The 13,290-nt window shown below is 70.9% G+C and carries 12 protein-coding genes and 2 tRNA genes; 3 read left to right on the top strand and 11 right to left on the bottom strand.

The features are described 5' to 3' along the window. The coding region (locus CCL05_RS47095) for a hypothetical protein (RefSeq protein WP_425275891.1) at window positions 1–231 on the top strand (231 nt) is incomplete at its 5' end. A gap of 137 nt (window positions 232–368) precedes the next feature. On the opposite strand, the gene CCL05_RS05375 is transcribed toward CCL05_RS47095, so the two are convergent. The 3 genes from CCL05_RS05375 to leuS form a co-directional block, all read right to left on the bottom strand. After that, window positions 369–1,214 carry a DegV family protein gene (locus CCL05_RS05375; protein ID WP_086559321.1) on the bottom strand — a complete coding sequence of 282 codons (846 nt, stop codon included), beginning with the start codon at window positions 1,212–1,214 and terminating at the stop codon, window positions 369–371. A 72-nt stretch (window positions 1,215–1,286) separates the two neighbouring features. Continuing rightward, complete coding sequence (locus tag CCL05_RS05370) at window positions 1,287–2,060, bottom strand: hypothetical protein (RefSeq protein ID WP_086559320.1); 774 nt, start codon at window positions 2,058–2,060, stop codon at window positions 1,287–1,289. Between the two features lie 146 nt (window positions 2,061–2,206). Then, window positions 2,207–5,086, bottom strand: a complete 2,880-nt coding sequence (leuS, locus tag CCL05_RS05365; protein WP_086559319.1) for a leucine--tRNA ligase — start codon at window positions 5,084–5,086, stop codon at window positions 2,207–2,209. A 466-nt stretch (window positions 5,087–5,552) separates the two neighbouring features. Between leuS and CCL05_RS05355 the strand changes: the two genes are divergently transcribed. Together CCL05_RS05355 and CCL05_RS05350 are read left to right on the top strand one after the other, a co-directional pair. Beyond that, a complete protein-coding gene (locus CCL05_RS05355; RefSeq protein ID WP_086559317.1) occupies window positions 5,553–6,818 on the top strand; it encodes a hypothetical protein in 1,266 nt (421 codons plus the stop codon). After that, on the top strand, window positions 6,815–8,431 hold the full coding sequence (locus tag CCL05_RS05350) for an NADH-quinone oxidoreductase subunit NuoF family protein (RefSeq protein WP_167409516.1): 1,617 nt from the start codon (window positions 6,815–6,817) through the stop codon (window positions 8,429–8,431). The genes CCL05_RS05355 and CCL05_RS05350 overlap by 4 nt, the downstream gene beginning before the upstream one ends. Before the next feature lie 124 nt (window positions 8,432–8,555). On the opposite strand, the gene CCL05_RS05345 is transcribed toward CCL05_RS05350, so the two are convergent. The 8 genes from CCL05_RS05345 to nadD all read right to left on the bottom strand — a co-directional run bounded on the left by CCL05_RS05345 (window position 8,556) and on the right by nadD (window position 13,175). Continuing rightward, window positions 8,556–8,628, bottom strand: a tRNA-Ala gene (locus tag CCL05_RS05345). Window positions 8,629–8,757: 129 nt separating this feature from the next. Then, window positions 8,758–8,991: a hypothetical protein gene (locus CCL05_RS05340; RefSeq protein ID WP_086559315.1), complete on the bottom strand. Its 234-nt coding sequence runs from the start codon at window positions 8,989–8,991 to the stop codon at window positions 8,758–8,760. A 3-nt stretch (window positions 8,992–8,994) separates the two neighbouring features. Then, a complete protein-coding gene (locus CCL05_RS43830) occupies window positions 8,995–9,165 on the bottom strand; it encodes a hypothetical protein (protein WP_107400425.1) in 171 nt (56 codons plus the stop codon). 202 nt (window positions 9,166–9,367) lie between these two features. Continuing rightward, window positions 9,368–9,440: transfer RNA gene (locus CCL05_RS05335), tRNA-Ala, on the bottom strand. Window positions 9,441–9,516: 76 nt separating this feature from the next. Beyond that, window positions 9,517–10,185: a histidine phosphatase family protein gene (locus CCL05_RS05330; protein WP_086559314.1), complete on the bottom strand. Its 669-nt coding sequence runs from the start codon at window positions 10,183–10,185 to the stop codon at window positions 9,517–9,519. Beyond that, entirely contained in the window at window positions 10,182–10,628 is a 447-nt protein-coding gene (rsfS, locus tag CCL05_RS05325) for a ribosome silencing factor (RefSeq protein WP_086559313.1), read from the bottom strand. The genes CCL05_RS05330 and rsfS overlap by 4 nt, the downstream gene beginning before the upstream one ends. Window positions 10,629–10,732: 104 nt before the next feature. Beyond that, on the bottom strand, window positions 10,733–12,415 hold the full coding sequence (locus CCL05_RS05320) for an LCP family protein (RefSeq protein WP_086559312.1): 1,683 nt from the start codon (window positions 12,413–12,415) through the stop codon (window positions 10,733–10,735). A 16-nt stretch (window positions 12,416–12,431) separates the two neighbouring features. Next, window positions 12,432–13,175, bottom strand: coding sequence for a nicotinate-nucleotide adenylyltransferase (nadD, locus tag CCL05_RS05315; RefSeq protein WP_086559311.1), 744 nt, complete (start codon window positions 13,173–13,175; stop codon window positions 12,432–12,434). Window positions 13,176–13,290 lie beyond the last annotated feature (115 nt).

The following is a 13,290-nucleotide window of genomic DNA, read 5'->3' as shown; positions in this document are numbered from 1 at the left end:
GACGGGGACAGCCGCCTCCGGACCGGCCTGCGGCTGACCGGACCTCCGCCGCTCCCCGCCCCGTTCGGCATGCTCGCCGAACAACGCTCCCGCCCGCCGGCGGAGTTCCTCCGCCGAGGCGTGCCGATGCCGGGCCCGGCCGCGTGCGGCAGGCCGGTGACGGCGGTGACGGACGCGGCCGTCGGACGCCGGTCCACGGCCCGGCCCGCTGGTCGCAGTCGCTGTGCGTGAACGTGATCGAAGTGCCATGCGACGAGGATCGGCCATCCCGGCCCGCTCGCGATGATCTTGGTCAATTCCCGGGGACAACGGCCGGCTTGTGGACAACCCGGCCACCCACACGGGTGATCAGGGCCCGCCGCGACCGTTCACTGCGGCGAAACCACGACCCCCAGCAGCCCGGGCCCCGTGTGCGCCCCGATCACCGCCCCGACCTCGCTGACATGCAGCTCGGCAAGCCCGGGCACCCGTGCCCGCAGCCGGTCGGCGAGGGCCGACGCCCGGTCCGGGGCGGCGAGATGGTGGACGGCGACGTCGACCTGGGCGCTGCCCGCACGCTCGGCCGCGATCTCCTCCAGACGGGCGATCGCCTTCGACGCGGTCCGCACCTTCTCCAGCGGTTCGATACGGCCGTCGGCCAGCTGCAGGAGCGGCTTCACCGCGAGCGCCGAGCCCAGCAGGGCCTGCGCGGCACCGATACGGCCGCCGCGGCGCAGGTAGTCGAGGGTGTCGACGTAGAAGTAGGCGGACGTGCCCGCGGCCCGTTTCTCCGCGGCCGTGACGGCCTCGTCCATCGTGCCGCCCGACTCCGCGGTCTGAGCCGCCGAGAGCGCGCAGAAGCCGAGCGCCATCGCGATCATGCCGGTGTCCACCACCCGCACGGGCACCGGCGCCTGCCGCGCGGCGACGACGGCCGCGTCGTACGTACCGGAGAGCTCGGCGGAGAGATGGAGGGAGACGATGCCGGTGGCGCCGGACTCGGCGACCTTGCGGTAGGTCTCCTCGAAGAGGGCGGGGCCGGGCCGCGAGGTCGTCACCGGGCGCCGCTTCTGCAAAGCCTGGGCGAGGGCACGGGTCGAGATCTCGGTGCCCTCCTCCAGCGCCCGGTCGCCGAGGACGACGGTCAGAGGTACCGCTGTGATGCCGTGGCGCTCCATCGTCCGGGCCGGCAGGTAGGCCGTTGAATCGGTGACGATCGCGACATGGCGGGACATGAGCTGGAGGTTACCTGCCGTAGTGCCCGTGCGGCAGCCCGGCCCCCGTGCCCTGTGACGCGAGTGGCCGGATCAAGTGGTGCTCTCGGGGCGGGGCTTCTTCTGCCAGGGGTAGGTCGGGCGCGGTGCCGAGGGGCTGATGGCGGGCCGTGCCGGCTCGTGCGCCGGGCTCGACTGCGGCGTCTCCGGCCAGGTCTGCCCGGCCGTGGCGGCATCGGCGGCGGGAGCCTCGGGCCAGGGCGTCGCGGCGGACTGCGGCCTCGACCGCGGCTCCGGCGAGGCGGCGGGCCGGGGCTCCGGCTCCGTCGTCCAATGCCGCAGCGCCCCCGACTCCAGGTCGATCTGGGCGCTGAGCGAGTCCAGGTCGTCGTCCGCGAAGCGGCGGGCGCGGTCGCGGGCCGCCCAGCGCAGGGAGTCGGCGGAGTGGGTGATGCGTTCGGTGCGCTCCCGCAGCTCGGGCAGCCGCTCGGCGAGCGCGGCGCGGTCGGGCTCGGACTCCAGGCGCTTCAGCTCGTCGTCCAGCTCGTGGCCGTGCGCACTGAGCCGTTCGAAGAGGCCGACGGACTCCTTCAGGGACGAGTCCTCGGCGACGGCCGCGTGCAGCGCTTCCTGGGTGGCGCGCATCGACGTACGCAGTTTCAGCCGGAGTTGGGCGAGTTCTCCCGCGGCGCCCGGCTGGGCGAAGGACTTGGCGCGCAGGGTGTGGTCCTCGACCGTGCGGCGGGCCTGTGTGAGGCCGCGGTCCACGCCGCGCTTGGCGGCGCCGACCACCTTCACCGTGGCGTACGCCCCCAGCCCGAGAAAGAGCACGAAGAGCAGAGCGAATACTGCGATCACTGCTTCCACCGGCTCCTCCTCAGGGCGTCTCGGCACATCTCACGCCGCTCTTCAACGGTAAACGCAACAGGCAGGCCCGGAGTTCCAGAAAAACCCCGAACCTGCCCGTAGGGGACCACCCCGATGGACCCAAGGGAGCCCTGTCGGCCCCGCGCCTACGCCGGGACGATGTTCACCAGCTTCGGCGCCCGCACGATCACCTTCCGGATCCCGGCCCCGCCCAGCGCGGCGACGACCTTCTCGTCGGCCAGGGCGACCTTCTCCAGCTCGTCCTCGGCGATCGACGGCGAGACCTCCAGCCGCGCCTTGACCTTGCCCTTGATCTGCACGACGCAGGTCACGGTCTCGTCGACCACGTACGCCGGGTCGGCCACCGGGAAGTCCTGGTGGACCACCGAGTCCTCGTGCCCCAGCTTGCGCCACAGCTCCTCGGCGATGTGCGGGGCCAGCGGCGCGACCATCAGCACCAGCGGCTCGGCGACGGACCGCGACACCGGCCCGCCCGCCTTGGTCAGGTGGTTGTTCAGCTCGGTGACCTTGGCGATGGCGGTGTTGAACCGCATGCCCTCCAGGTCCCCGCGCACGCCGTCGATCGCCTTGTGCAGGGCGCGCAGCGTCTCCTCGTCCGGCTCGGCGTCGACGACGGTCACCTCGCCGGTCGCCTCGTCGACGATGTTGCGCCACAGCCGCTGCAGCAGCCGGAACTGGCCCACCACCGCGCGCGTGTCCCAGGGCCGGGAGACGTCCAGCGGGCCCATCGCCATCTCGTACAGCCGCAGCGTGTCGGCGCCGTACTCGTCGCAGATCTCGTCCGGAGTGACCGCGTTCTTCAGGGACTTGCCCATCTTGCCCAGCAGCCGGGAGACCTTCTCGCCCTGGTAGTAGTAGGCGCCGTCGCGCTCCTCCACCTCGGCGGCCGGCACCGCGATGCCACGGCTGTCGCGGTAGACGTAGGCCTGGATCATGCCCTGGTTGAACAGCTTGTGGAACGGCTCGGCCGAGGAGACGTGCCCCAGGTCGTACAGCACCTTGGACCAGAAGCGGGCGTACAGCAGGTGCAGCACGGCGTGCTCGGCGCCGCCGACGTACAGGTCCACACCGCCGTGCGGCCGGCCCTCGCGCGGGCCCATCCAGTACCGCTCGATCTCCGGGTCGACCAGCTTCTCGGAGTTGTGCGGGTCCAGGTAGCGCAGCTCGTACCAGCAGGAACCGGCCCAGTTGGGCATGGTGTTGGTCTCGCGGCGGAACGGGCGCGGACCACGGCCGTCGCCCAGGTCCAGCGTGACGTTGACCCAGTCCTCGTTGCGGGACAGCGGCGTCTCGGGCTGGGTGTCGGCGTCGTCCGGGTCGAAGGTGCGCGGCGAGTAGTCCTCGACCTCGGGCAGCTCCAGGGGCAGCATCGACTCGGGCAGCGCGTGGGCGATGCCGTCCTCGTCGTAGACGATCGGGAAGGGCTCGCCCCAGTAGCGCTGGCGGCTGAACAGCCAGTCGCGCAGCCGGAAGTTGACGGTGCCCTCGCCGATGCCCTTGCTCTCCAGCCATTCGGTGATGCGCGCCTTGGCCTCGGCGACGCCCAGGCCGTCCAGGCTGACCTCGTCGTTCGACGAGTTGATGATCTTGGCGTCGTAGGAGGAGAAGGCATCCTCCCACGTCGCGGTGTCCGTGCCGCGGCCGTCGGTCGGCTCGACGATGCAGGTGATCGGCAGCTCGAAGGCGCGGGCGAACTCGAAGTCGCGCTGGTCACCGGCCGGGACGGCCATGATCGCGCCGGTGCCGTAGCCCATCAGCACGTAGTCGGCGATGAAGACCGGGACCTGCTCGCCGTTGACCGGGTTGGTCGCGTACGCGCCGATGAAGACGCCGGTCTTGTCCTTGGCCTCGGCCTGCCGCTCCACGTCGGACTTGGACGCGGCCTGCGCGCGGTAGGCGGCGACGGCCTCCCCGGGGGTCGCGTGGCCGCCGGTCCACACCTCGTGGGTGCCCTCCGGCCAGGCGGCCGGGGTGAACTTCTCGACGAGCGGGTGCTCGGGCGCCAGCACCATGTAGGTCGCGCCGAACAGGGTGTCGGGGCGGGTGGTGAAGACGGTGATGCGCTCGCCGTCGATGGGGAAGTCGACGCGGGCGCCCTCGGAGCGGCCGATCCAGTTGCGCTGCTGCAGCTTGATGGCCTCGGGCCAGTCCAGCTCCTCCAGGTCCTCCAGCAGGCGGTCGGCGTAGGCCGTGATGCGCATGTTCCACTGGCGCAGCTTGGCCTTGAAGACCGGGAAGTTGCCGCGCTCGGAACGGCCGTCGGCGGTGACCTCCTCGTTGGCCAGCACCGTGCCCAGCCCGGGGCACCAGTTGACCGGCGCGTCGGAGGCGTAGGCCAGCCGGAACTCGCCCAGGACGTCGGCCTTCTCGGCGGCGCTCAGCTCGCTCCACGCGCGCGTGTGGCCCGGTACGGGCCGCTCACCCGACTCGAACCGGTCGATCAGCTCGGAGATCGGGCGGGCCTTCCTCGCCTCGTGGTCGTACCAGGAGTTGAAGATCTGCAGGAAGATCCACTGGGTCCACTTGTAGTACTCCGGGTCGATCGTGGCGAACGACCGGCGCTTGTCGTGGCCCAGGCCCAGCCGGCGCAGCTGGGACTTCATGTTCTCCATGTTGGCTTCGGTGGACACGCGCGGGTGCGTGCCGGTCTGCACCGCGTACTGCTCGGCGGGCAGGCCGAAGGCGTCGAAGCCCAGGGTGTGCAGGACGTTGTGGCCGGTCATGCGCTGGAAGCGGGCGAAGACGTCCGTGGCGATGTAGCCCAGCGGGTGGCCGACGTGCAGGCCCGCACCCGAGGGGTACGGGAACATGTCCATGATGAACTTCTTGGGCTTGGCGGCGGTCTCCGGGTCGCCCGCCAGGTCGCCCTTGGGGTTGGGCGCGCCGTAGGTGCCGTCGGCGTCCCAGAAGTCCTGCCAGCGTGCTTCGATCTCGGCAGCCGTCGCGGCCGTGTAGCGGTGCGGCGCTGCCACCTCGGAGGCGGCAGCGGGGTTCGTCTCGCTCATGATCCTCAAAGCTCCATCGATCGTCTCTGCCTGCGGCTGTGTCGTTCGAGAAACGAAAAATCCCCTCGCACAGGAGGGGACGCCGCGCCGATGCCGGCCACTCGACTCGTCCGGTGGCCGGGACTGATCAGCGCGGCCCGCTAAGCAGAAGGCGTACGGCACGCATGGCGTTAGGGTACCGCAGCCCCCCAGCGCGCCGCGACGCGCTTCCGGGGGGCCGTCCCGCGCCCAAAAAGCTGAACATGGGTCAAAAGTTACTTCGCGTAACAGCCGCTAAGGGACATCACAACAGCCACATTGTCCTTTGATAACAACGCAATAACTCAAACCTCGTACCCATCGGTATGCCGCCGCTTAGAGTGCGGCAGCGGGACCGCTTTCCCGAACCGCTCGGAGTTGCCCCCATGAACCCTCATCGCAGTAACACCTCGCTACACCCGGTCACCGGGATGCAGGGAGGCCGGCCATGAACCCCAACGACTCCACGGCAGACGACTCCTTCGCCGGGTTCCTCAACTTCGGCGCGGGCGTGCTGTCCCTGGTGTTCCTGACCTGCTCGGTGATCTGGGGCCTGGTCGCCCAGGACCGGATCCTCCTCGACACCCGCAGGCGCATCCTGGCGCAGGCCGTGCACCGGACCACGGCCGTCGCCTCGGTCGCCTTCCTGCTGGTGCACATCGGAGTGAAGCTGGCGCTGGAGCACACCTCGTGGATCGCCGCGGTGATCCCCTTCGGGCTGCTGCTCACCGACGAAGAGCTGGTGGGGGGCAGGTCCTTCCTGATCGGCCTGGGCACCCTGGCAGGCATGCTCATGATCTTCGTGGGCATCACCGGCGTACTGCGCAACCGTTTCGCCTCCCCGGCGCCCGTCGCGGCCCGCTGGCGGGCCATGCACATGCTGGCCTACCCGGCCTGGTGCGCCGCCCTGGTCCACGGCCTCTACGCGGGTCGCTCGGCCAAGCCGATCTTCGTCATCCTGTACTGCCTGTCCCTGGTCGGCGTGGCCGGAGCCCTCGCCCTGCGCGCCGCTCCGCGCCCGGTCAAGCGCAAGGTCGCCGACAAGGTGGCCCGGCTCATCGGGCCCGGGGAGGGGCTGGGACGCAGGGACCTGGAGGAGAGCCGGGCCCGGGCGGGCACCGGCTCGGCGCTGCCGGGCTACGGGGGCCGGGACATGCCCATGGGGGCCATGGCCTCCCCCTCGGGGCCGCGGTACGAGAAGGCGGAGCGCGCCGCGCCGCAGGAGTCCTCGAACGGCTTCGCCGCGGCCTACCGGGCCGTCTCGAGCCCGCCCCTGGGCCAGCAGGCGTTCGCGCCGGGGCCGACGGACCGCACGGAACTGCCGCTGGACATGCAGCCCACGCAGGCCATCCCGACCGTGGACGGCCCCTCCAGCACCTCGGGCAACTGGCCGATCCCGTCCCCGCCGCCGGTCGGCGAGGCCCCTCCGTCGGCCTACGACCCGCTCCAGGACACGGGCTTCAACATCCCGCCCTACGACCCCCTCCAGGACACCGGACAAAGCATCCCGGCCTATGGCAATCCAGGCGCCGCCGGCTATGGATCGAGTGACGTGTACGACACGGGTGAGACGAACGCCGTCTACGACACGTACTACCCGAACGACACGTACAACAGCGGTCCCGCCACTGAAACACTGCCCGGTGCGTCCTATGACTTCGACGCACCGGGATCGGGCGAACCTTGGAACACGCCTTCCGGAGGCTTTAAGTGAACGAGGCTTTGCCTGACGTACCCGAAGTCCGCGTGGTCGGTCTTCCCCAGCTCACGTCTGGCTTCGACCTTGTCGATCGGCTCGATCTGCCCATGCACCTGAAGGTGCACGGGCCGCTGGAGCCGATGGGCGGCGAGCAGCTCGCGCAACTCGCCGAACGCATCAACCTGAAGGGCCGCGGCGGCGCGGGTTTCCCCTTCCACAAGAAGCTGCGCTCGGTCGCCGAGGCGGCGATCAAGCGCGGCGTCCGGCCGGTCGTCGTCGTGAACGGCAGCGAGGACGAGCCGGCCTGCCGCAAGGACACGGTGCTGATCAACCGCGCTCCCCATCTGATCCTGGACGGCGCACTGCTGTGCGCGGAGGCGCTGGGTGCCCGCACGCTCGTGGTGGGGGTCACCCGTGAGTCGACCCAGCGCTCCATGGAGGCCGCGCTCGCCGAACGCGGGCTCAGCAACGGCCGCAGATCGGCTCTCCGCGCGCGTGTGCAGCGCAACCCGGTCCGTATGGTCACCGGCGCCGCCGCGTCGCTGATCCGCTCCATCGACGGCGGCCCGGCCATCCCGCCGGGCCGCAAGGTCAGCGCCTCGCAGAACGGCGTCGGCGGGGCGCCCACACTGCTGTCCAACGCCGAGACCTTCGCCCAACTGGCCATCGCCGCCCGCATCGGCCCGGAGCGCTACGGCAACACCGGCCTGTACGACGAGCCGGGCACGGTCATGCTCACGGTCTCCGGGGCGGTCGCCCGCCCCATGGTGATCGAGGTCCCGACGGGTGTGCCGCTGCGCTACGTCCTCCAGCTCGCCGGCGCCCCGCCGGTGCCCCAGGGCGTGCTCACCGGCGGCTACCACGGCAAGTGGATCGACGCGGCGACGGTCAACGAGGCGATCGTCTCGCGCAACTCCCTGGACGCCGTGGGCGGCGCTCTCGGCGCCGGCGCGATCCTGCCGATCACTCAGGAGACCTGCCCGCTGGGCGAGTCACTGCGCGTCGCCCAGTGGCTGGCGGAGGAGAGCGCGGGCCAGTGCGGCCCCTGCTACCTCGGCCTGCCGGCCGCCGCGCGCGGCATGGAGGACATCCTCAACGGCGGCGGGCCGGCCGCCCTGGAGGCGCTCAAGCAGGTCGCCAAGAACGTGAAGCGGCGCGGCGCGTGCTCGCACCCGGACGGCTCCGCGATGTTCCTGGAGTCGACCATCAAGGCGTTCACGGACGACCTGGCCGCCCATGTCCTCGGGAACGGCTGCGGACGGCCCGTGGAGGGCGTGCTGCCACTCTTCGAGGGCGGCAGGGCCCCGACCGGCATCCCGGGCGGCGGCGAGTCCGAGGAGAACGGTCCCAGCCGCCAGAAGATCTTCGTCGACTGGACGCTGTGCCGGGGTCACGGCCTGTGCGCGGACATCCTCCCCGAGGTGTTCGAGCTCGGTGCCGACGGCTTCCCGACCGTGGCGCAGGCGAAGGTGCCGCGGTACGCCGAGGACAAGGCTCTCCGCGCGGTGCGCCGCTGCCCCGCGCTGGCCCTGCGGATCGAGGAGGACACGCGCGCCCAGGGCGGTGCGCCGTCCCGCAACCTCCCGGTCCTGTCCCAGGGTCGCGGCCGCCGCGCTCTCGGCCGCTGAGCAGACGTCGTACGGCGGGCTTCCCCCAGGGGAGCCCGCCGTAGGCGTATACGGACACACTCACGGGCACCGCACACGAAGAAGGCGGGCCATCCGATCGGATGGCCCGCCTTCTCATCTGCTGTGGAGCTAAGGAGAATTGAACTCCTGACCTCCTGCATGCCATGCAGGCGCTCTACCAACTGAGCTATAGCCCCTTGCTGTGTTGCCTCCCGGTTTCCCTGGCGGCGACGCCAACTTTACTGGTCCACCGGGCCCAACACCAAATCGATTTCGCCTCGCACGAGGATGCCCGCTATGTCGGATTTACACCGACCCTGCGGGCACTAAGCCGTGACGAACGAATAGAACCGCTTGAGCGTGCAGTGCTCCTCCAGAAGGCGGCCGTAGATCGGCTCGCCCTCCAGCTCGCGGTACGTCACGATCGGGTCGCCCTTTATGATCAGCGCCCGCGCGCACTCCTCGCACCAGTACTGGTAGTCGGGATTGATCGGCTCCATGTCGCGGACGATCGGAGTCCCGCTGCCACACCAGTCGCATTTCCGCCTGTGTGCACCCATCGATCAGCTCCAGCTGTGGCCGCAGGCCGTGCACACGTAGGAGATCCCGCCGTTGTCGCCGAGCATCTGGGCCACGTGCGCGGATCCGCAGGAAGGGCAGCTGAGGCGGGTGGACATGTCCCGTGTGAATGCTGCTCCGAGGAGGTGGTCGACCTCCTGGATGCTCGCAGGCATCGCTACTCCTCCCGTCGGGCCGCGCCCCCTTCCGGCCGTTTGATTCTGCCACGACCGGACCAATACGGTCAGCGACGCCTCAGTACCAGTCCGGACACGGCAACCCGGCGGGGCCGTAGAGGTATACGCCTCAGGGTGCCCCGGTGACTCAAGAGGGAGCATGAAAAATCCCGCCCCCTGACGGGAACGGGATCTTGAAGCGTGGAGCTAAGGAGAATTGAACTCCTGACCTCCTGCATGCCATGCAGGCGCTCTACCAACTGAGCTATAGCCCCTCATGTTCCTTCCCGGCGGGCCGGGCGAACAAGAAGAACTTTAGCCTGCGACCTGCCGGAAAGTGAAATCCGGGGGTCAGTCGTCGTCGCCGAGCACCGGTTCCGGCAGAGTGCCGGCGTTGTGCTCCAGCAGGCGCCAGCCGCGGGCGCCTTCACCGAGGACGGACCAGCAGCAGTTGGAGAGTCCGCCGAGGCTCTCCCAGTTGTGGGAGTCCAGGGCGAGGAGGCGGCCGATGGTGGTGCGGATGGTGCCGCCGTGGCTGACCACGACGAGCGTGCCGTTCTGGGGAAGCTTCTCGGCGTGCCGCAGCACCACGGGGGCGGCGCGGTCGGCGACCTCGGTCTCCAGCTCGCCCCCGCCGCGGCGCACCGGCTCGCCGCGCTTCCACGCGGTGTACTCGGCGCCGTACCGGGCGATGATCTCCTCGTGCGTCAGGCCCTGCCAGGCGCCCGCGTAGGTCTCGCGCAGCGCCTCGTCGTGGGTCACGTCGAGATCCGTGAGCGCGGCGAGTTCGGCGGCCGTGTTCGCGGCCCGCTTCAGGTCGGACGCGACGATCGCGTCCGGCTTCAGGGCGACCAGCAGCCGGGCCGCGCGCCGGGCCTGGGCGACGCCGGTCTCGGTGAGCTCGACGTCCGTGGTGCCCTGGAAGCGGCGCTCCACGTTCCACGCGGTCTGGCCGTGCCGCCAGAGGATGATGCGGCGGCCCCGGCCCGTGCCGGCGGACGCCTCAGCGAAGGAGGTCACCGCCAGTCACCGTCCAGCTCCGCCGCCTCCTCGGCCGCTCGCAGCTTGGCGTGCTCCTCGGCCTTGCCGCGGGTGGCCTTGGCGTCCTCGGGCAGCTCCAGCTCGGGGCAGTCCTTCCACAGCCGCTCCAGGGCGTAGAAGACGCGCTCCTCGCTGTGCTGGACGTGGACGACGATGTCGACGTAGTCGAGCAGCACCCAGCGGGCCTCGCGGTCGCCCTCGCGGCGCACCGGCTTGGCACCGAGCTCCTTGCTGAGGCGCTCCTCGATCTCGTCGACGATCGACTTGACCTGGCGGTCGTTGGGCGCGGAGGCCAGCAGGAAGGCGTCCGTGATGGACAGCACGTCACTGACGTCGTAGGCGACGATGTCGTGGGCCAGCTTGTCGGCGGCCGCCTGGGCGGCGGTGTTGATCAGCTCGTGAGAGCGGTCGGTCACGGTCACTACAAGGCTTTCGGTCGGCGGGCACTTGCCACCAAGGGTCTCACGGACCGCCGCCCGCTCCCCACGTGATGGCGCGGACCACGTGGGGAGCACACTCCTGCCGGCTAGTCCGACGACGGCTTGTAGTCCTGCCCCAGGACGACGGCGACGTCGGCGCTCGCCGAGATCCGGCCCTTGGTGACGGAGCCCGCGGGCAGGCCCAGGGTCTTGGCGACCTCGGCCGCGTCGGCCTTGTCCGCGGCGTCCGCGTAGGTGACCTTGGACGTGGCCCGGGCGGAGCCGGCCGTGCCGCCCTCCAGGAAGGTGAAGCCGCCGTTGAGGAGCACGACCCGGGCCTTCTCCGTGTTGTCCTTCACGCCGCTGGCGTTCTGGACGGAGACGCTGACGGCGGCGTCCTTGTCGGGGCTCTTGGCGGTGCCGCCGAGGACGTTCTTGACCACGCCCGCGCCGGCCTGGGCGCTGAGCGTGCCGTCGGCCTGGACGGGCAGCAGGTCCGTCCGGTAGTCGCCGCCCTTGGCGAGGTCGGAGAGCCCGGCGAGGAAGGAGCCGAGGTCCTTGTCGGTCAGGGACGGGTCCAGGATCTGCGCCAGGGTCTGGATCGTGGTCGTCGCGGCCTGCGGGTCGGAGGACATCTTGCGCAGGACGCCCTGCAGGACCTGTCCGAAGCGCTCCAGCTGGGCGTCCTGGGCCTCGCCGGGTGCGCGGTAGGTGGCGTAGGCGACGGCCATCTTGCCGCTGAGGGTCTGGGCCTTGCCCTTGCCGACCAGGGGGGCCTCGCCCTTCTTCTTGGCGTCGGGGTCGGGGACCTCGGCGTTGGTGTCCACGTCGATGTTGCCGATGAGGTCGACGAGGTTCTGCAGGTAGGGGGTGTCCAGGCGCCAGGTGCCCTCGATGTCGGTGCCGAGGGCCGTGTCGAGCGCGTCGCGGGTGCCGTCGGAGCCGTCGTCCTCGACCGACTTGGCGAGCGTCGTCGTGGTGCCGTCGTCGCTGGTCAGGGCGAGGGAGTTGGGCAGCAGGACGGTGGTGCCCCGCTTGGTGGTGGTGTTGTCGACGAGGAGGGCCGTGGCGGTGCCGCCGCCCTTGGTGTCGTGCAGGTGGACGACGATCACGTCGCGTTTCTGGGCGCCCGCGGCCGTCGCCGTGCCCGTCGCGGAGTCGTCGGAGGACAGGCCGGGCAGCTTCCCCGCGTACCAGAGGTAACCGACGCCGCCGACCGCGGCGAGCGCGAGGACGACGACCAGGGCGACGATCCGGCTGCGGGCGCGCCGCCGGGCCTCCTCGCGGCGCTCGGTGCGGTTCTCGGTGAACTTGAGCCAGTCGATGACGTCTTCGGAGTTGTCGTCGGGCTCCTCGACGAAGGCGAACTGCTCGGTGTGGTAATCCCGCTGGGGGCCGCCTCGGACGTCCTCGTCGTCGGCCGGGCCCGCCTGCTGGGGGATGTGGGCGGTCTGTTCGGCGACGCGGGGCTGCTGGGCCGTACCGGCGCCGGCCGCGGCCTGGCCATAGGGCTCGTGAGACGCGGTGCCGCCCTGCTGCTGCCCGGAGGCGTAGGGGTCGTAAGGGCCGTAGCCGGCCTGCCCGCCCGTGCCGTAGTCGTACGCGGGCGGGGACTGCTGCCCGGCCGTGGCGTACGGGTCGTAGCCGTAGCCCTGCTGTTGCTGCTGGGCGTACGGGTCGTACGTCTGCTGCTGGGTCTGGACCTGCCGGTAGACAGGTTGGCCGTACTCGTCGTAGCCGACGAGTTCGTACTGGTCGCCCCCGTACCCCGGGTCGTATCGGTCGTTCACCGGTGCCCCTCTCGGCTCACTCGCCGCGGTACAGCTCGCGCTTGTCGATATAGCGCACGACTCCGTCCGGCACCAGGTACCAGATGGGATCGCCCTTGGCGACTCTCGCACGGCAGTCCGTGGAGGAGATGGCGAGGGCGGGCACCTCGACGAGCGAGACACCGCCCTCCGGGAGTCCTGGGTCGTTCAGGTGGTGGCCCGGCCGGGTGACCCCGATGAAGTGCGCGAGGGAGATCAGTTCCTCGCTGTCCCGCCAGGTGAGGATCTGGGAGAGCGCGTCGGCGCCGGTGATGAAGAACAGGTCCGTGTCGGGGTTGAGCGCGCGCAGGTCGCGCAGCGTGTCCACGGTGTAGGTGGGGCCGCCGCGGTCGATGTCGATGCGGCTCACCGAGAACTGCGGGTTCTCCGCGGTCGCGATGACCGTCATCAGATAGCGGTCCTCGGCCGGGGAGACCTTGCGGTGGCTCTTCTGCCAGGGCTGGCCGGTCGGGACGAAGACCACCTCGTCGAGGTGGAACGCCGCGGCGACCTCGCTGGCCGCCACCAGGTGCCCGTGGTGGATCGGGTCGAAGGTGCCGCCCATGACGCCGAGGCGGCGCTTGCCCGGCTGGGGCCTGCCGTTTCCGGGGCCGTCGATCTGGCGGTGCGCCGTGGCGGCACGCCGGGGCTCCGAGTGTCGCTCGGTGCCGCTCGCCGTGTCCTGTGCCGGGTCGTGCGGCGTCTCGTTCGCCGGACCGGTAGGCATGTCCTGCTCTCCCATGCGTGCAGACCCTACCGGCCCTGCCTGAGCGCTCCGGCCGCCCCTGTGGTCCCCGGGGCGCCCCGCGCGGGGCGCCCCGGGGACCACAGGGGCGGCCGGAGCGCTCAGGCAGGGC

It is taken from the genome of Streptomyces africanus (genome assembly GCF_002150735.1).
Lineage (GTDB): Bacteria > Actinomycetota > Actinomycetes > Streptomycetales > Streptomycetaceae > Streptomyces > Streptomyces africanus.
The sequence above is the reverse complement of the archived record's forward strand: the minus strand, read 5'-3'. Positions and strand labels throughout refer to the sequence as shown.